The sequence below is a fragment of the Bradyrhizobium prioriisuperbiae genome, from assembly GCF_032397745.1.
In the GTDB taxonomy this organism is placed as follows: Bacteria; Pseudomonadota; Alphaproteobacteria; order Rhizobiales; family Xanthobacteraceae; genus Bradyrhizobium_A; species Bradyrhizobium_A prioriisuperbiae.
This window is the reverse complement of the sequence record NZ_CP135921.1, coordinates 8,193,095-8,210,968: the sequence shown is the minus strand read 5'-3', so window position 1 is coordinate 8,210,968 and position 17,874 is coordinate 8,193,095. Positions and strand designations below refer to the sequence as shown.

Genomic DNA, 17,874 nt, shown 5'->3' with positions numbered 1-17,874 from the left:
CCGTTCCAGAAAGATATCGATGACGACTGTTTTGGCTACAAAGATCGCCCGGGACTATGGCACGCCGGCGCTTGTCATCGACATGGACCGGGTGGAGCGCAACATTGCGCGGGTGCAGGCGGCCTGTGATGCCGCAGGCGTCGCCAACCGTCCGCACATCAAGACCCACAAGAGCCCATTTCTCGCCCGGCTGCAGCGCGATGCCGGTGCGAAAGGCATCACCTGCCAGAAGCTCGGCGAAGCCGAAGTGATGGTGGAGGGCGGTCTCGACGACATCCTGATCAGTTACAATCTGCTGGGCGACGAGAAGATGCAGCGGCTTGGCGCACTGCTGCAGCGGGCGTCGATCACGGTCACCGCCGACAATCCGGTGGTGTTATCGCAATTGTCGCAGGCGGCCGATGTTGCCGGCCGCCCTGTGCCGGTGGTGATCGAGTGCGACACCGGCCGCAAGCGCGCCGGCGTCGAGACGCCGGCGGAGGCCATTGCGCTGGCCAAGGCGATGACCGAACTCAAGGGTGTCACCTTTGCCGGCTTCATGCTGTATCCGACCGAGAACGGCTGGCCGCAGGCGCAGCGCTTTTTCGACGAAGCACTGGCCGGCGTGCGCGCGCTCGGGCTCGAGCCGTCGATCGTGTCGACCGGCGGCTCGCCGAACCTGAAGAATCTGGGACAGCTGAAGGGCGCCACCGAGCATCGCCCGGGCACCTATATCTACAACGATCGCATGCAGGTCGACGCCGGCGTCGCCGGCTGGGACGATTGTGCGCTGTATGTTTATGCCACCGTGGTCAGCCGCGCCGGTCCCGACCGCGGCATCCTCGATGCCGGCTCGAAGACGTTGACGTCAGACACCGGCGGTCTCGACGGCCACGGTTTGATCCTCGAGCACCCGGAGGCCAAGATCGCGCGCTTTGCCGAGGAGCACGGCTTCCTCGATCTGACGCGCAGCAACACCCGCCCCAATGTCGGCGACATCGTGCGCATCGTTCCCAACCACGTCTGCGTGGTGGTCAACATGGTCGACGAGATCCTGATGGTGCGCGGCGACGACATCATCGGCACGCTGCCGGTGGCGGCGCGGGGGAAGTTGCGGTGATGGCTCGTCATATTCTGCGTCATCCGCGGGCTTGACCCGCGGATCCAGCTTTCTTGAAAAGTTACGTCGTGCTGGGACCAAGCTGGATTGCCGGGTCAAGCCCGGCAATGACTCAGAGAGAAGAACCGTATCAGAGCATGTAGCGGCTTAAGCGCTCGCCTTGCGCCGCACCGGTTCGCGCTCTTGCTCCCGATCCTGCTCTTGCTCCCGCTCCTCCGGCTGCTCCCGCTCACTCTCCGCAGCATTCGCCGGCACCTGCATCACAATCGTCTGGCCGGGATTGGCGATCTCGATGCCGTTCTCCTGGAACTGGCGTTTCATTCGCCGGTTGAACTCGCGTTGCACCGGCCAGCGGCCGGAATCGATGCAGGGGATCTGGCCAACGATGGTGACCATCGCGCCATCGACCTTGTCGACACCCCAGAGCTGCAGATCGCTGCGGATCAGATGCTGGAATGCCGGCTCCTTGCGCATCTCGGCGGCGATCTGCTTGAGCAGGTCGCCGACGCGGTCGGTGTCTTCATTGTAGGCGACGTTGACGTTGACGGCGGCATTGCCGACGCCGCGGCTTGAGTTGGTGATGCTGGTCACGGCGCTGAACGGCACGATGTGGACCGCGCCGTCGCCGGCCCGCAGGCGGATGGTGCGGATCGACAGATTTTCGACCGTTCCCGTCAGCCCCGACACCGTCACGGTATCGCCGACCTGGACCATGTTTTCCAGCAGCAGGAACAGCCCGGTGATGACGTCCTGCACCAGCTTCTGCGAGCCGAAACCGATCGCGACGCCGACGATGCCGGCGCCGGCCAAGAGCGGCGCGACATTGACGCCGATCTCGCTCAGCGCCGTCAGCGCCACCACGGTGACGATGACGCACAACAGCGAGGTGCGCAGCATCGGCAGGAAGGTCCGCAGCCGCGCCGCTCGCACATAATGGCCGTCGCGGCTGAGACTGGCGAGCTGGCGATCCATTAGCGCATTGGCGACCTCCCACAGCGCGACCGCGGCCAGCACGGCGATACCGATGGTGATCACGGCCGACAGGAGCCGGCTGCCGATCTGGCCGCTGTAGAACCAGAACATCGCGTCGATGCCCCAGACCTCGAGCAGCACCACGAAGCCGACGGCTGTAATGATTCCGGACACGATCTTGCGCAGCAGCGGCAAATAGCGGTTGGCGCGTGCCTCGAGACCCGGGAAACGCTGCACCAGGTCCGGATGGATGCGGAACACACGGTCGATGGTGCCGAGCAGGATGATCGAAACCACCCGCGTCGCCACCGCCACCGCGACGGTGCCCGCGAAATACTGCAGCAGCAGCGAATAGCCGTTGCGGATGTTCAAGGCCCAGATCGCCCACACCGCGAGCACCAGCGCGATGGCAAAATAGTGCCAGAGACCGGCAAGGCGATTGCGCATCGAGGAGATGAGGCCGCTCGCGCCGTCGGAGGAGCGGATGGCGCGCGCGATCGGCCGGCGGCACTGCAGGATGATGATCACCACGAACAAGTGCACCGCCAGCATCACCAGGCGCAGCAGCGCGAAATATCCGGGACGATACAGGCCGAGCAGCAGCGCGATATTGGCAATGGCAAAACCGAATGCGCCCACGGTGGTGATCCGCCACATCCAGATATCGATGTAGGCGGTGGTCTCCTCGCTGACGGTGAACAGGCTGAGCGGGCCGGACGAAGCGATGGTCCTGGCGATGCGGATCAGCGCGCGGCTGATGACATAGGCGTTGACGATGGCAAGGATGGCAAGCCGCGTGGTCGGCACGCGGTCGATGCTGGAGCTGAGCACAAGTGTCGCCACCGCGGCGAAGGCCACGATTGGCAGCAGTGCCAGCACGAATCCGCCGGTGATGAACGGCAGGCGAACCATGGATTGCCAGGCCCGGGTCAGGACGATGCGCCGGCGGCGCAACGGGGCGCCAGCCCGGATTGCAGCCGTCGGTGCGCCTTCGCTGACAATGACGGTGTGGGCCGCCTCAGTCGTGCGCGACACATGGGTTTCCAGCCATGCGTAGGGACGCCGGATGGCGCGGGCCACCAGCCATTCGGCCACCAGCGCGCAGCCGATCACCAGCGCGAGCTTCCACGCGATGTCGAGCAGGATGTTGTAGGTCACGGGATCGGAGGCGGTCTGCACCAGCCAGTACCAGAGCAGCGGAAAGCGGGTGACGCTTTGCGCGGCGTCGCTGATCTCCCGCGAAAGGTCACCGAGCTGTTCCGAGATCGACAGCAGCAGCTGCGCACCGAGGCCGTCGGCGGTCAGCGAGGCTTGCTCAGGTTCGGTCGCGGGTGCCGGGGCGGACGATGGAGCTGGGGCGGCGGGTTGGTTCTGTGCCTGCGGGGCAGCGGAGGCCTTGGCGACCGCGCGCAACGTGTCGAGCAACTGGGCGCGCTTGGCGTCATCCTGCAGTGTTTCCAGCGCGCGCCGCGCCTGGTCCGGCGTCAGGGCGTCGGATGTGGGAGCGGCCGGTTTGGTTGATGATGCGGCCTGGGGTTGGGCGAGGACCGGCTGCGAAAACACCAGGCAGATCGCGGCGATGAGAGGGAGGAATGCGCGCGACACACGGCACCTCTTTTTATGTTTGAAAATGACTTTGGGCCCCTGTTTCTCACGCCTGATGTGTCGGAAATGAGTCGTTCCCGCGACTATCTTTCGACCATCTGTTGGTTTTTCCGATCGAGCGACGGGAGGCTGAAAATCAGGCCGCCCGGATCGCCAGGCGCCGCGCTTCCTGTTCGATCAGCCGGCGGTAATGGCCGTCCCGCTTGATCAACGAATCGGGGGGACCGTCCTCGACCGCCTTGCCCGAATTGAGCACGATGATGCGGTCGAAGCTGCGCAAGGTGGACAGGCGTCCGGGCGACCGTAGCGAATGTTCTCCAGCAGGGTCCGGTTGAACAGCGCGGTATCCTGCGGCACCGTCGCAATCGCATGGCGCAGGCTGTTCTGGGTGATCCGCGAAACATCCTGGCCGTCGATCAGGATGCGGCCGCCATCGACGTCATGAAAACGTTGCAACAGCGTCAGCAGCGTCGACTTGCCGCCGCCGTTCATCGACATGGTGGTGCTGTGCAATCTCGAGCTCGGCAAAGCCAAAATCGACATGGCGCTGTATCGCTATGGCGAGAATGTCTCCTTGCAGATCCTGCGCAACGATGACGGCATCGAAGTCTCGGTCAGCCATCGGCGGCCGAGCGGAGTGAGATAGCGATCGGTACCGCGTCATATCTCCTCATGGTGAGGAGCGCGCGGTACGCGCGTCTCGAACCATGAGACATGTAGCCCGGATGAGCGCAGCGATATCCGGGATTTACACGGAGAGTCTGGACCCGGATATCGCTGCGCTCATCCGGGCTACAGGTTTTCAGCGATCCGCTCCAGGTAATCGGTTTTGCTGTAACGCATGTGCTCGACGCAGAGCTGCGCCAGAGCCCAGCTGTCGCGTCGCTGCAGCAGGTCGATCATCATGTCGTGCTGCTGTTGGGAGATACGCAGGCCTTCCGCGTCGGCCAGGTTCTTGGCCCGGATCGGCAGGGTCAGCTTCATGTAGTTGAGCAGCGACTGCACCAGATAGGGATTGCCGCAGGCGCCGAACAAGGCCAGGTGAAACGCATCATTGGCCTCGTGGATGCCGCGCAGGTCACCCTTGTCGGCGAACGAGCAATAATGCGCCTGCAGGGCGCGCAGCTGTTCGATCAAGGCCGGCGGCGCCGGCAGCGGGATCATCAGAACCGCCTGCCGGGTCAGCATTTCCCGCACTTCGTAGATCTGACGGACCTCGTCGCTGCTGTAGGAGCGCACGGTGGCGCCGATGTTTTTCTCGCGCAGCACGATGCCCTGCCGCTCGAGCTCGAACAGCGCCTGGCGCACGGAATGCCGGCTGGCCTCGTAACGCGCCATCAGCGTGTCCTCGACCAGGCGCGAGCCCGGCGCGAAGCGGCCGAAGATGATGTCTTCCTCCAGCCGCCGGATCACCTGGGTCTGTTCGTCGTCGCGGGACGAGGCGACCGTCTCGGCCTTGCTGGCGGTGGATGAGATCTTCATGCGCCCTCCCATCCGGACAGGCGGTAGCAATCCTCGACCAGCCGAAGCGTTTTCAAATTGTCCTCGGGCGAGGTCTCGAACGGGCGATCATGGGTCAGGCAGTCGATGAAATGCCGGATGGTGGCGGTGTAGGAGCCCTGGTACTCGGTGGCCAGATCGTAACGCTGGTCTTCCGGCGACGTGCTCAGGCATCGCAGCATATCGCCGTCCAGCCGGATCGCGCCGGTCTCACCCAGGATATCGAGCCGGTCCACTTGCGTCGCCGGATGGCCATGGGCCGCGAAGCTGGCGAACACTGAGACGGCCGCGCCGTCGCCGGTTTCGAGCTGAATCACCGCGCCGTCTTCGCCGGCCAGCTCCTGATAGGTCCTGCTCAAGCCGGCGCTCCTCACCTGCATCTCACCCAGCAGCACGCGCAGGGTGTCCAGATGATGGATCAGGACCTCCGCCACCAGCAAGCGTTTCTCGTGTCGCATGAACGGCTGCCGCTCCAGCGCCGGTCGCTTGCCGTCGGTCCCCGCCAATACCCCGGAGGTCATGAGCGTGAGCTGCGCCTGCTTGATCCGGCCGATCTTGCCGGCATGCAGCCACGCCGCCGCGTCGCGGTAATAACCACGAAACCGCCAGTTCTCGTGCACCATCAGCCGGGTTCGCGTCCCGACATCCGCAATCAGTTGCTCAGCTTCGCGCAGCGTCGGCGCCAGCGGTTTCTGGCACAGGATGGGGATGCCTCTTTCCGCGACCAAACGCACCAGTGGCGCGTGCAGGGCGCGAGGCGCTGCGATATCCACAGCGCCGAGGTCGACATTGTCGAGCATGGCCGCGGCATCGGGAAAAATTGCCGGGATGTCGAACTCTGAAGCGCGTTGTCCGGCATTGTCCTCCGACGGATCGGCGATCGCCACGACCTTTGCCTGGCCGGCGAGCTCGCGCCAACCGATCAAATGGTGCCGGCTGACCATGCCGGCGCCGATCAGGCCGATATGCAGCGGCTTGGTCATTGCAGGTCGCTCCTGATGGCGCGCGTCGTTTCCTGATCGAACAGGAAGACGGCGGAGGGCGCGAAGAACAGTTCGACGGTTTCGCCGGGTGAAACCTTGAGATTGCGCGGCAGGCGTGCCGTGCATTCCACGCCGGGTGCGGTCTCCACCAGCAGCAGGGTTTCCGCGCCCAGCGGCTCGACGGCGGCCACGCGGCCGCGGATCGAGCCGCGATCGGTCACAGGCACCGCGGCCTGGTCAAGATGCAAATCCTCGGCGCGAACGCCGATGGTGATGGCTTTGTTCGCCAGCCGGTGCAGCGTCTCCGGCGACCATCGTTTCAGCGAAGCGCGGAGGAAGCCGGTTGCGGCCTGGGCGCCGTCGGCTGCGCCGGCGATGCTGGCTTTGAACAGGTTCATCGGCGGCGATCCCAGAAAGCGCGCCACGAAGGTATCGGCCGGATTCCAGTAGACATCGAGCGGCGCGCCGATCTGGGCCACCTTGCCGCCGTTCATCACACAGATCCGCGTGCCCATGGTCATCGCCTCGACCTGGTCGTGGGTCACATAGATCATGGTCGATTTCAGACGATGATGCTGCTTGATCAACTCGTTGCGGGTGTTGACGCGCAACGCTGCATCGAGGTTCGAGAGCGGCTCGTCGAACAGGAACACCATCGGTTCGCGCACCATGGCGCGCCCCAGCGCCACCCGCTGGCGCTGGCCGCCCGACAGCGCGCTCGGCTTGCGTTGCAGCAGCGTATCGAGCCCGAGCAGTTGGGCGGCTTCCTTCACCCGCCGGTCGATCTCGGCATTGGCGATGTTGCGCCGGCGCAGGCCGAAGCCGAGATTCTGCTCGACGCTCATGTGCGGGTAGAGCGCATAGGACTGGAACACCATGGCGATGTCGCGGTCTTTCGCCGCCACATCGTTCATGACCCGGCCTTCGATCGACAGCGTGCCGGAGGTGATGGACTCCAGCCCCGCGATCATCCGCAGCGTGGTCGACTTGCCGCAGCCTGAGGGACCGAGCAGCACCATGAACTCGCCGTCGGCGATGGTGATGTCGACATTGTCCACGGCGAGATGACCCGACGGTCCCGCATAACGCTTGCTGATGTTCTCGAGGGTGACGACGGCCATGTGGGTTCCTTTGGGAGTCCTCTATTTGATGGCGCCCGCCGTCATGCCGCGAATGAGTTTTTCCGAGAAAAACACATAGACGATAATGACGGGGATCACCGAAATCATCACGCCGGTGGCGATCATGCCGATGTCCTGGAAGTGATCGCCCATAAAGGCGCGGATGCCGATCGGCAAAGTCCGTTTCTCCGGATCGGTGATCAGCACCACGGCGAACAGGAATTCGTTCCAGAGCTGGATGAAGTTCAGGATCAATGTGGTGGCGATCGCCGGCATGCCGACCGGCAGCGCGATCCGCCAGAAAATTTCCAGGTCGCCATAACCGTCGATCTTGGCAGCATCGAACAGGTCCTGCGGAATCCGCGCGAAAAAGCCTTCCAGCAGATAGACGGTGAGTGGAAGCTGCAGCGAGATGTAGACCAGCGTCAGGCCCAGCAGGCTGTTGTAGAGGTTGTAGTCGACCAGGATCTGGTAGAGCGAAATCAGCGTGATCTGCGGCGGGAAGATGATCGACGAGAACAGGATGCCGTAGATCAGGCGGTTGCCCCTGAACTGGAAACGGGCGAGGCAATGCGCCGCGGCCGCACCGATCAGGGTGACCACGATGACGGCGCCCACCACCACGACGGTGGAATTCCAGAAATAGGTGGCGAAGTCCGAATCCACCCAGGCGCTGCGGAATTGCTCCCAATGGAACGGCTTCGGCCAGGCATAATGATTGAGGCTGATTTCGCCGGTGGTGCGCACCGACATGGTGGCGAGCCAGACAAACGGCGCCAGTGCGTAGAACGTATAGAGCGCAATGATCCCGCTCAGCGCGCCACGGCTGGCCAGCCGGGGAAGGGAGAAGGCGGCCATGATCAGAACTCCAGGCGTTCGCGCGAGGCGAGCAGGCGGTTGAGCAGCATCACCGCCGCGCAGACCACGCCAAACCACACCGCCGCGATGGCCGAGGGATAACCGAGGTCGAATGTGTTCCAGTTGAAGGCGCGCTTGTAGACATAGGTCGAGACGGTCTCGGTCGACCACAGCGGGCCACCCTGGGTCATGATCCAGACCAGGTCGAAGATCTTCATCTTGCCGATGAAGGCGAGGATATAGAGGTTGAGCAGCGTCGGGCGCAGCATCGGAACGATGATGAAGCGCAGCTTGTCCCACCAGCCGCAGTTATCAAGCTCGGAGGCTTCCAGCACTTCGGACGGCAAGGAGTGGATGGCGGCGAGGCACACCACCATGTTGAAGCCGGCCCATTTCCAGGCGTGGGTGACGATCAGCGCGCCAAGCGCGGTGTTGGGATTGCCGAGCCAGGATTGGGTCCAGGAATCGAGGCCGATCGCGCGTAAGCCGATATTCACCGCGCCCCAGTCATAGTTGTAGATCCACATCCAGAGGATGGCGACCACGACATAGGACAGCAGCACCGGCGTGAACCAGGCGACGCGGAAAAAACGCGCAAACGGCACGCCGGCATACAGCGCGACGGCTAGCAGCAGGCCGGTGGCGACATCAAGCACGGGGGCGACGAACGACCAGATGAAGGTGTTGCGCACCGCGGCCCAGAATGTCTCGTCGGTCAGCAGATCCCTGTAGTTCGACAGGCCGGTGAAGGAGATGGCGCCGGGGCCGTCGATGGTGAAGAAGCTGTCGAAGATGGTGCGGAAAGCAGGATAGGCGGTCAGGCCGAAATAGACCAGCAGCGCGGGGCCGACAAAGATCGCGATGATCGGCCACGTGGCGCGGCGCGGGTCGGTAAAGGAAGTGCGCGACGGCGCGCTTGGATCGCGCGCCGCCGCCAGTTTTGGAGTCATGACGGATGTCATTCTTTGTCAGCTTTCGCTTGTTCAGCCCTTGTGACAGGCCGCATCCATCTTGTCCGCCGCATCGTTCACGCTGATCAGGCCAGCGGGAAATGCATTGTTCATCACCTGGGTGTAGGTCTCCGCGCACTTGGCGCGGTAGTACAGCAGCGGCGTACCGAAGAAGTATTTGGCGCCCCTGTTGCGTGCGTTCAGCTCGGTGAAATAGTCGGCGTGGGCGCTCTGGATCTTGCTGGCGTCGGATTTGATGCCGGTCTGCAGCGACACCTGCTCCATCCACTTGGTGCCGTTGTCGACGTTGGCCATCGACTTCAGCAGTGCGCCGGCGCAGTCCTTGTTCTTGCTTTTGGAATACATCACGAAGCTGCCGCCGATCGCGAGCGTCTTGCACTCAGGGCAGGTGCCGCCGTCGATCTTCGGAAACTGCATGATGCCGAGCGCGAACTCCTTCGGCATGCCGCCGCTCTCCGGCGGCGCGAAGGCGCGGCCGGTGAACCAGCTCGGATCCGGGAAGGTCAGCGCGCCCGGCGTGTTATAGAAATAGAAGTGCGACTCGCCGAGCTTCAGCGTCGAAAAGCTCTTCGGATAAGCGCCGAGATCGACCAGCTGCCTGACCCAGGTCATGACCTCGATCACGCGCGGATCCTTGAACGAGAGGCCGCCATTGAGCAGCTTGCCGTAATCGTTGGGGCCAAGCTTGCGCAGCAGCGATTCGAACAGCAGGAAACCGCCGGGGAAGGGCCGGTCACCGACGCCTTGCGCCACCGGGGTGATGTTGGCGGCGACGCCCTTCTTCACGAGGTCGGTGAACTCGGCCTGCGATAGCTGCGCAGTGTCCGGAACGTTGACGCCGACTTTCTTCAGCAGGTTCTTGTTGTAATAGAGCTCGACCGTGTAGGCCTCGACCGGCAGTCCGTAGACCTTGCCCTTCGAGGTCCAGGCCGGCTTCGCCCAGTCTTCGAGATTGTTGAGGTCGATGTAGCTGTCCAGCGGCTCAAGATAACCGCCGGCCAGGAATTCCGGCTGGTCCGGCTCCATGTAGAAGATGTCGGGAGCCTGCCCGGTGCGCACCGCCGACTTGGCCTGGGCGTATTCATCGGCCTTCGGAATGAAGCTGAGCTTGACGGTGCATTGCGGGGTCTTCGCCTCGAACTCCTTCACCCGCGCGGAGACCCAGTCCTTCTTGGCCGGCTCGTCCGGCCAGTTGCTCCACATCACGATCTCTGTGGCCTTGGCCGGTGACACCAGCGCGCTTGCGCCGGTCAAAACCAGGCCGAGAACCGCCCCTGTTACAGCCAGTTGATGTCTCATCTGCGCTCCCTCCGTTTTTTGCTTGGGGCGCATTAATCGCACTGAGATCAAGATTGTCAATAATTCTATTGGACATTGGGGAATTATCGCCGGATCGTGGCCGATAAAGCCATTATTATTGACAATAATCCCACTTTCAATCATTTCCAGACTGGTCCAGAAGCAAGCGAAACGAGGAACACGCAGATGACCAAGGGTCTACGAAAAGGGCTGACCAGCTACGGAGACGCCGGGTTCTCGCTGTTCCTGCGCAAGGCCTTCATCAAGGCGATGGGCTATTCCGACGACGCGCTGGAGCGGCCGATCGTCGGCATCACCAACACCTACAGCGACTACAACCCCTGCCACGGCAATGTGCCGGTGCTGGTGGAGGCGGTGAAGCGCGGCGTGATGCTGGCCGGCGCGATGCCGATGGTGTTTCCGACCATCTCGATTCACGAGAGTTTCGCACACCCGACCTCGATGTACCTGCGCAACCTGATGGCGATGGACACCGAGGAAATGATCCGCGCCCAGCCGATGGACTCCGTGGTCGTGATCGGCGGCTGCGACAAGACCTTGCCGGCGCAGATCATGGCCGCTGTCAGCGCCGATCTGCCCACGGTGGTGCTTCCGGTCGGACCGATGGTGGTGGGCCATCACAAGGGCGAAGTGCTCGGCGCCTGCACCGATTGCCGGCGTCTGTGGAGTGCGCATCGCGCGGGAGAGCTCGACGAGGAGGAGATCGCCGCGGTCAATGGACGTCTTGCGCCATCGGTCGGCACCTGCATGGTGATGGGCACCGCCAGCACCATGGCCTGCATCACCGAGACACTGGGCCTGTCGCTGCCCATGAGCGCGACCATTCCCGCGCCCCATGCCGAGCGCGTGCGCTGTGCTGAGGCCAGCGGCAAACGCGCCGCCGAGATGGCTGTGACAGGTGGTCCGAAGCCGAGCGAATTGCTGACGCCATCCGCGTTCCGCAATGCCCAGGTGGTGCTGCAGGCGATCGGCGGATCGACCAACGGCTTGATTCATTTGACTGCCATCGCCAATCGCACCACGCACCGCGTGGATCTCGACGCCTTCGACAAGCTCGGGCGCGAGGTGCCGGTGCTGGTGGACCTCAAGCCGTCCGGCGCGCATTACATGGAGCACTTCCATCACGCCGGCGGCGTTCCCAAGCTGATGAAGCAGCTCGGCGATCTGCTCGACCTCGACGCCAAGACAGTGGCCGGCGGCACGCTCCGCGACATCGTCAGGGACGCCGAGGAGGTGCCGAACCAGGACGCGATCCGTCCGCGCAGCACACCGATCAAGCCGGAAGGCGCGATGGCCATTTTGCACGGCAATCTCGCGCCGCGCGGCGCCGTCATCAAACATTCGGCGGCGAGCGAGAGGCTGCTGCAGCACACCGGCCGTGCCGTTGTGTTCGAATCCGTGGAAGACCTCACCGCGCGGATCGATGATCCGAATCTTGATGTCACCGCGGACGACGTGCTGGTACTGCGCAACGCCGGCCCGAAAGGCGCACCCGGCATGCCGGAAGCCGGCTATCTGCCGATCCCCAAGAAGATCGGCAGCCAGGGCGTCAAGGACATGGTGCGGATCTCCGACGCGCGCATGAGCGGCACCGCGTTCGGCACCATCGTGCTGCACATTACGCCTGAATCCGCCGACGGCGGCCCGCTGGCGCTGGTCAAGAGCGGCGATCGCATCAAGCTGGACGTTCCCGCACGCAGCATCGAATTGCTGGTCGACGACGCCGAACTGGCCAAGCGACGTGAAGCGCTGGCGAAGTTGCCGCCGGCGAAAACGCCGAAGCGTGGTTATGCCAAGCTGTTCACGGAAGCGATTTTGCAGGCGGACGAGGGATGTGACTTCGATTTCATGGCGGGGACGGACGAGTAGCCTGCTGACCGTATGGCGGATTAGTTAGCGTAGACCGTATGTCTTTCCCTTGAGGCGACTCGCCATCGATGCTGAGCGAGGGTTGCCCGGATTGTCCCGGGTAGAGCCTCAAAGCAAGGAGGACGAGTCGTGACGGATCATAGCGAAGCTTTTGTGGCTTTCGATACGTCGAAGCTGCGCAATTCAGTGCGAATTGCACAAGGTGGGCGGAACGGCGAGGTACGCTTTTTCGGCGACATTGAGAACACCGAGGCGGCGACGCGCAAACTGGTGAAGAAGCTTGCCGCGCAGCATCGGCAATTGACGTTCTGTTATGAGGCCGGCCCAACCGGGTACGGGCTGTACCGGTTGATCAGGAGTCTCGGCCACGATTGTGTGGTGGTGGCTCCGTCGCTGATCCCGAAGAAGCCGGGCGATCGGGTGAAGACCAACCGGCGCGATGCGCTCAATCTGGCCAAACTGTTGCGTGCGGGCGAACTGACGGCGGTCTGGGTTCCCGATGAGCGGCATGAGGCGATGCGGGACCTAGTGCGGGGGCGGGAGGCGGCGGTCGATGACCTCAAATCCAAACGGCAGCAGGTGTTGTCGCTGCTGCTGCGGATCGGACGGCATTATCCGGGCAAACGAACCTGGACCAGAGCCCATATGAACTGGCTGGTGAGCCAGAAGCTCGCACACCGCGAGCAGCGTATCGTCTTCGAGGAGATGCTGCTGGCCGTGCGGCAGATCCGGGCTGCAATCCGGCAGATATCGTGTAACGGCGGAGGCGAAGCCACGGCAGGGGAATTCCCGATTACGCCTTGTAGCCGATCAGTTGATCGACGCGCGCGCGTAGACGACGGACAGCCCCGGACGAAATCTCGGAACTGCGAATCAGAACCCGCGCATCAGAGCTTAATCACCGACGTCTTCAGGCTTCGCCTCCACCCTTGCACGATCATCACTCCCATCACTCCAGCGGAAATCGCATGGAGCCGAGTTCGCATGCAAAATACGCTTGACGAAGGACATCAGAGCGTATTCCGTCTGATCGATTGCTTTTGTGCTTCAGCCTAACTCGCCAACGCTTGTCCCCGTTATCTCATTCAGAGGTGGGTTGTTGGATTGAGACGCTCGGGAAGGCCGTTACGATCACGCTCTCGATTGGGGCTCAGAATTCGTGGGCTTGAAGTGGCGCGGCGCCAACTGCGAAGGTTTATCATCGCATATCAGAGCGTCTTGAGGTATTCGACAAGTGCTCTGCGATCCTCATCATTCAATAACGTGCCGTATTCGTGGCCGGAATTGTAGTTTCCAAAAATCGGAGTGTTGGATTGGTCACGAACTCGAAATTCAAAGCTGATTTCTGATTTGGCAGTTACGAAACCAACGTTCTTTGGGTCGAACTCTCTGCTTCCGACGTAGAACGAAATTGGTCTCTTGTTGACACCATTCGTAGATTCGCCGTTGCTATCTGCAATCACAGCGTTTGCTAGCGGCGCGGTGTTGCGTAAGTCGGTTGGCAAAAGGAGATCATAGAGCGTCGGTACCGAGCCATTATGAAGATACGGAGCGGTTGCCCATATGCCATTGAGCGGCCGCGCTTTGTACGCCAGACTTTTGCCTTTAAAATCTGGGCCTGTTGCTCGTAGGCAATTTTCGGCGCGCTTTTTGGTGGCAGGATCAGAGACACCAGGCAGATATTCCACGGGTGCGGCCGCGCTTATTGTCGCTTCCAACGGCGTTGGCGGCGCGGATGGCGTGAAAAGGTCTTTAATTGCCTTCTTTGCCAATTCGCTTCGCTCGCCAACGATAGAACCTGCAATCATGTGACGAAGTAGGGTCGCGGTAGGTTCAGTCGCTTTGATGGTGTCTCCGAGAACAACGAGAACTTTGCGGCCTTCGGTCTCTCCGGTTTTCGAGGTGTGGGCAAAAGTGTTGCAAGCCAACGCAAGGTCGGTACCTACTGACGTGAGCGGTCGCATCTCAGCCTTAACAACAGATTTGAGATCTGTTCTCGCAAGCGGTGCGTGGCACTCGGCGCAAATGGCTTTAAATTTAATCTCTCCCTGCTTTGCGAGTGCGACGTCAATCTTCCCCAGAATGTCTTCTGGCCACCTTGGCGATTGTAGCTTGCCGAGGTGCCTTTCAATATCAATCAAGTTTGCCAACTGGATGCTCGACTTGTATCCGCCAAGCCAATCAGCGTTCGATGCATCGACGTGAGCGAAAACGCCGATAACTTCTCCCGTATTGCGCGCTAGAGAACCGATGTTCGTTTTAAGACCAGGCCCGAGTTGATATTCGAATTTATTGGGGGCGAGGCCGTTCCACTGCACCAGGTCGTGCTGAGGAGCGTTCCAGATGTGAGGGTAGGAAGCTGGCGCATCGGCAGGATAATGAAGCTGAGATGTTACGTCTAGGATCAAAGAGACCTTATTAAGGATGTGACCCTGCGCATCCAGTCGTCCGAACCCATATTGAATGGAATCACCGTTCTGATTGTGAAGCGTTTTTTCCCAACTTACGACTTGCTGTAGCTCTTCGTTGAGGTGCTGACGTTCAACCTCTGTGGCCGAGGACCCAAGAACCGCCAGTGCGAAGCGTCGGAACTTGTCATCGTTCGACGAAGTTGCGATGAGCGACGCCAAGATTTGGTTGGTGAATCCTTGAAAATCGGCAAGCGTCGGCGCTCCGTCGATCCGAATAGTTTTGCCTTTGTATGCAATATCGTTCGTATGGCACGCAGAACAGTTGAAGCCGACCCAGGGCTTCGTCATCGTTCCGCTTTCGCAAAGTTTGCCAAAGGTCCGACACATCGCCTGAGGCGATCCGCTCCCGCCGTTGTCGACAGCGAAACCAACAGGGAGACCCTCGGGGTTGCGTTTGGACTTAGGGTTAAGCAGATAGTTGAATCGGGTGATGTTAGTGTCGGAGAGGATTTTGCCTGGACCGTCGGGCTCTTCCAAGACTTTCATCCAAGCGAGCGGAAGAAGCCTGGAGCCTTGTGTGACGGTGTACCACCAATCACGATCGCACTGTGTCCATCCTTGACCCAATTCGTTACCGCAGCTCTGCGCGGCACGTGAGCTCGTAGGAAGGCCAAAGAAGGCCAGTAAAAAGACGGCAAGAGTGCACAGCCTGATCATGTAGTCTCGGCAGCCCTATGTGTGTTGACCGCTTCTAAGTGAATAGATCTAAATCGAGCAGATATTTTTCCTTTGAATCGACTATAAATAAACGTCGATAGCTAGCTCTTGCTTGGAAGAATGACTGCGCGATTGCTGGCAGCAAAGCTGTTCAAACCGCAGGCAGCAATGGGCGATGGCTGGTTATCTCCGCCAGTGTGCTCCGCTACGACGACGGGTTTTCCGCCAATCATCGCGAAAACAGGACTTCCGGACATTTGCTTTTCCGTTTCGCAGTTGTGAGACAGCAACGCGCCTGAAATTCCGATGACCCGGCACGGCGCAGAGAAGGTAATCGTTGCCGCCTGCAAAGGCTGAATATTGGTGACAGACTGGTCTGCGCGTGCAACAGCCGATAACATTGGATTTAAGCCAACGATATACAAAGGATCCCATGCCTGCAGACTTTTGGGATTACCGAACTCGAGGCCCTTGGTTACGGCTTCCACGTCAGCTGAAGCTGGAATCTGAACAAGATCTCGTCCGGGCATGAAAAGCCAGCCCTTCACATCCTGATCGACTTCAACTCGCATTTTTTTTCCTGAAAGCGATGTAAAAACCAATTCGTCAAACAAAGACGCAACCTGCTGCCCTTGGCCCATGGTGCGTATGGAGCCGATGCAGTGCGCAGCAGTCAAAAGACTTAGTTTTCCCGCGCCATCAGCCACGATCGAGGCTGTGCAGAGCGAAGTCACTGCGCCTGCCCTGCCTGATAAGCCTCCGACATTGTCGAGCAATGCATTGCCGAACTCGGCACCGAAAAGAGACTGAAATGGCGCAGTGGTGTAGTAATCGCTCAACGGTTGCAAACATGCTTCTTTATAATTTCTAGCCAATTCTGCGAGCGAACCGGACTGCCCTGTAGATTGACCGTTGAGAAACCGGAAATAGGTTACGGCATTATCGCCGCGTTGCTCAAGAACCAGTTCAGCGGCCTTTTGACATGCAAGCAGCTTGGACCTCTGAACAAGAGCTTCTCTCCAGACGCTTTGGGGAGCTTCAGCGCGAGACGTACAAATCCGAAAATCATCATCGAAATGAGTCTTCTGATCCTCAAGCATCGATCGTGCGAGCTTGAAGGACGTGTTAGTGAATGCATTTTTATCAGCGGGTGGTGAAGCAATCTCGAGAGATTCTGTCCCGAGATAAGTCTTCAAGGGAAATTTGAAGGTTTTGACCTGCTCCTCGAAGTTGTCATCGTCTATGTTGCAAAAACTACCACAGCCGACCGGTGTATCGACGACCAGCTTCACTGGCGGTGGCGAAAGGGTTAAACAGACACCTCCGCAGCCTACCGGCGCCTGAACCGGGCTGGTGTCACGGCTTGGACGAACCTCGAGCGCTTCGTTGTCGCATAAACCTCCGCAACCAGTTTCAACTGGATTGTTCCCTGGTTCGATCTTACGAATCTCAAGCGGCTCGTCCGCGCAAAGCCCCCCACATCCGGTCGGTAACTGAGTGGGGGAGCCTCGTCCAACAAAACTTTGCGAATGTGCGTCGCTGATTGGCGCAAGATGACTGGCCAGCATAGCGAACGCTGATGCGCAAAGCCAAACTTTGAATGAGCTTTTGCGAGTCATGTAGGCAATTTTCCCGGAGTGCGCTTGTACAAAGAGGCCATCACGACGCGGTCGTTTGGTGAAAGATTGTCGTTCCAACCCACGACGTCGGTCGGGTTCATAACCAGCTCGGCAGGAATGGGATAGTGCATGATCGACGTACGATCGTAGGCGCTACCGTTCACCTGGGTAATGTCGTATTTGCCGAAGATGTTCTGATCGACCTTCGCGGAATCCCATCCGAGATTGCTATAGTACGCGTATACAGCATCTTTTTTCCATGAGATTGAGCTGCCAGGATGCTGATGTTCGTGGATAAGAGAAAGTGCATGCCCAAATTCATGGAGCGTGGTGCGGCGAAACTCGTTGTCGGGTGTAGTGCTGTTAAACCACCCGAAGTTCATCGACGGAATAGACTTGCCGGCGTAGTACTTGCTGTCGGTTCCAATGTAGCTCCACGAGCCGCCACCGTCGACAAAGCTTACGAGAATATCGGGCGAGCCCTTCCCGAATTGGAATCGTAGAGACATCGTGTCGTGCCAACCGACCGCAGCTTTAATCACCTTATCGATGAAGGGCGGACTGTCTATAAAATCAACGCTAAGCGTCCGACGGTCTGGATTCCATTTTTTCTCGGTCAGAGATAGGGCCTCAGCATTGGCGCCGCGGCTTTCTACAGTTTGGTTTCGTGGGTTCTCATCGACTGCCAGCGACTGCGCCAACTTGACATCCGTCATTACGAGTTCAGTACAGAAGCGAATGGGGTTGCTGCCAAAGGCCTGCGACGCGGCATTCCTGGTGTGGCATAAACATCCAAACGCAGACGCTGACGATCCTGCGACGAAACTAC

At 60.5% G+C, this 17,874-nt stretch carries 14 protein-coding genes and 1 pseudogene; 4 read left to right on the top strand and 11 right to left on the bottom strand.

From position 1 onward, the window contains the following. Positions 1-19: 19 nt before the first annotated feature. Positions 20-1,099 carry a D-TA family PLP-dependent enzyme gene (locus RS897_RS38010; RefSeq protein ID WP_315833789.1) on the top strand — a complete coding sequence of 360 codons (1,080 nt, stop codon included), beginning with the start codon at positions 20-22 and terminating at the stop codon, positions 1,097-1,099. Between the two features lie 147 nt (positions 1,100-1,246). Here RS897_RS38010 and RS897_RS38005 read toward each other — a convergent pair whose 3' ends face one another. Continuing rightward, positions 1,247-3,676, bottom strand: coding sequence for a mechanosensitive ion channel domain-containing protein (locus RS897_RS38005; protein ID WP_315833788.1), 2,430 nt, complete (start codon positions 3,674-3,676; stop codon positions 1,247-1,249). Between the two features lie 136 nt (positions 3,677-3,812). Next, positions 3,813-4,165: pseudogene (locus RS897_RS38000) on the bottom strand (ATP-binding cassette domain-containing protein); the annotation flags it as partial. Between RS897_RS38000 and RS897_RS37995 the strand changes: the two are divergent. Next, entirely contained in the window at positions 4,152-4,322 is a 171-nt protein-coding gene (locus RS897_RS37995) for a hypothetical protein (protein ID WP_315833787.1), read from the top strand. The pseudogene RS897_RS38000 and the gene RS897_RS37995 overlap by 14 nt on opposite strands. A gap of 146 nt (positions 4,323-4,468) precedes the next feature. On the opposite strand, the gene RS897_RS37990 is transcribed toward RS897_RS37995, so the two are convergent. From RS897_RS37990 to RS897_RS37965, 6 genes are read right to left on the bottom strand one after another with little or no spacing between them, the layout of a single operon-like run. Next, positions 4,469-5,158 carry a GntR family transcriptional regulator gene (locus RS897_RS37990; RefSeq protein WP_315833786.1) on the bottom strand — a complete coding sequence of 230 codons (690 nt, stop codon included), beginning with the start codon at positions 5,156-5,158 and terminating at the stop codon, positions 4,469-4,471. Beyond that, entirely contained in the window at positions 5,155-6,159 is a 1,005-nt protein-coding gene (locus RS897_RS37985) for a Gfo/Idh/MocA family protein (protein ID WP_315833785.1), read from the bottom strand. Before RS897_RS37985 ends, RS897_RS37990 begins: the two co-directional genes overlap by 4 nt. Then, positions 6,156-7,280 carry an ABC transporter ATP-binding protein gene (locus tag RS897_RS37980; protein WP_315833784.1) on the bottom strand — a complete coding sequence of 375 codons (1,125 nt, stop codon included), beginning with the start codon at positions 7,278-7,280 and terminating at the stop codon, positions 6,156-6,158. Before RS897_RS37980 ends, RS897_RS37985 begins: the two co-directional genes overlap by 4 nt. 21 nt (positions 7,281-7,301) lie before the next feature. Continuing rightward, positions 7,302-8,138, bottom strand: a complete 837-nt coding sequence (locus tag RS897_RS37975) for a carbohydrate ABC transporter permease (RefSeq protein WP_315833783.1) — start codon at positions 8,136-8,138, stop codon at positions 7,302-7,304. A gap of 2 nt (positions 8,139-8,140) precedes the next feature. After that, the gene (locus RS897_RS37970) at positions 8,141-9,088 is read right to left on the bottom strand and encodes a carbohydrate ABC transporter permease (RefSeq protein WP_315833782.1); all 948 of its coding nucleotides are present in this window, start codon (positions 9,086-9,088) and stop codon (positions 8,141-8,143) included. 33 nt (positions 9,089-9,121) lie between these two features. Continuing rightward, positions 9,122-10,408, bottom strand: a complete 1,287-nt coding sequence (locus RS897_RS37965) for an ABC transporter substrate-binding protein (RefSeq protein WP_315833781.1) — start codon at positions 10,406-10,408, stop codon at positions 9,122-9,124. Between the two features lie 186 nt (positions 10,409-10,594). Between RS897_RS37965 and RS897_RS37960 the strand changes: the two genes are divergently transcribed. Together RS897_RS37960 and RS897_RS42405 are read left to right on the top strand one after the other, a co-directional pair. Further along, a complete protein-coding gene (locus RS897_RS37960; RefSeq protein ID WP_315833780.1) occupies positions 10,595-12,298 on the top strand; it encodes an IlvD/Edd family dehydratase in 1,704 nt (567 codons plus the stop codon). 129 nt (positions 12,299-12,427) lie between these two features. Next, positions 12,428-13,354, top strand: coding sequence for an IS110 family transposase (locus RS897_RS42405; RefSeq protein WP_407654381.1), 927 nt, complete (start codon positions 12,428-12,430; stop codon positions 13,352-13,354). 152 nt (positions 13,355-13,506) lie between these two features. On the opposite strand, the gene RS897_RS37950 is transcribed toward RS897_RS42405, so the two are convergent. The 3 genes from RS897_RS37950 to RS897_RS37940 all read right to left on the bottom strand — a co-directional run bounded on the left by RS897_RS37950 (position 13,507) and on the right by RS897_RS37940 (position 17,746). Next, entirely contained in the window at positions 13,507-15,426 is a 1,920-nt protein-coding gene (locus RS897_RS37950) for a di-heme-cytochrome C peroxidase (RefSeq protein ID WP_315833779.1), read from the bottom strand. Between the two features lie 101 nt (positions 15,427-15,527). Next, the gene (locus RS897_RS37945; RefSeq protein ID WP_315833778.1) at positions 15,528-17,045 is read right to left on the bottom strand and encodes a trypsin-like serine peptidase; all 1,518 of its coding nucleotides are present in this window, start codon (positions 17,043-17,045) and stop codon (positions 15,528-15,530) included. Continuing rightward, positions 17,042-17,746 carry a M12 family metallopeptidase gene (locus RS897_RS37940; RefSeq protein ID WP_315833777.1) on the bottom strand — a complete coding sequence of 235 codons (705 nt, stop codon included), beginning with the start codon at positions 17,744-17,746 and terminating at the stop codon, positions 17,042-17,044. The genes RS897_RS37945 and RS897_RS37940 overlap by 4 nt, the downstream gene beginning before the upstream one ends. Between the last annotated feature and the right edge of the window lie 128 nt (positions 17,747-17,874).

What these genes read in the sequence shown, in the direction of transcription:
- RS897_RS38010 (WP_315833789.1), top strand. Translation starts at nt 20, where the DNA reads ATGACGACTGTTTTGGCTACAAAGATCGCCCGGGACTATGGCACGCCG.
- RS897_RS37990 (WP_315833786.1), bottom strand. Translation starts at nt 5,158, where the DNA reads ATGAAGATCTCATCCACCGCCAGCAAGGCCGAGACGGTCGCCTCGTCC.
- RS897_RS37985 (WP_315833785.1), bottom strand. Translation starts at nt 6,159, where the DNA reads ATGACCAAGCCGCTGCATATCGGCCTGATCGGCGCCGGCATGGTCAGC.
- RS897_RS37980 (WP_315833784.1), bottom strand. Translation starts at nt 7,280, where the DNA reads ATGGCCGTCGTCACCCTCGAGAACATCAGCAAGCGTTATGCGGGACCG.
- RS897_RS37975 (WP_315833783.1), bottom strand. Translation starts at nt 8,138, where the DNA reads ATGGCCGCCTTCTCCCTTCCCCGGCTGGCCAGCCGTGGCGCGCTGAGC.
- RS897_RS37970 (WP_315833782.1), bottom strand. Translation starts at nt 9,088, where the DNA reads ATGACTCCAAAACTGGCGGCGGCGCGCGATCCAAGCGCGCCGTCGCGC.
- RS897_RS37965 (WP_315833781.1), bottom strand. Translation starts at nt 10,408, where the DNA reads ATGAGACATCAACTGGCTGTAACAGGGGCGGTTCTCGGCCTGGTTTTG.
- RS897_RS37960 (WP_315833780.1), top strand. Translation starts at nt 10,595, where the DNA reads ATGACCAAGGGTCTACGAAAAGGGCTGACCAGCTACGGAGACGCCGGG.
- RS897_RS37950 (WP_315833779.1), bottom strand. Translation starts at nt 15,426, where the DNA reads ATGATCAGGCTGTGCACTCTTGCCGTCTTTTTACTGGCCTTCTTTGGC.
- RS897_RS37945 (WP_315833778.1), bottom strand. Translation starts at nt 17,045, where the DNA reads ATGACTCGCAAAAGCTCATTCAAAGTTTGGCTTTGCGCATCAGCGTTC.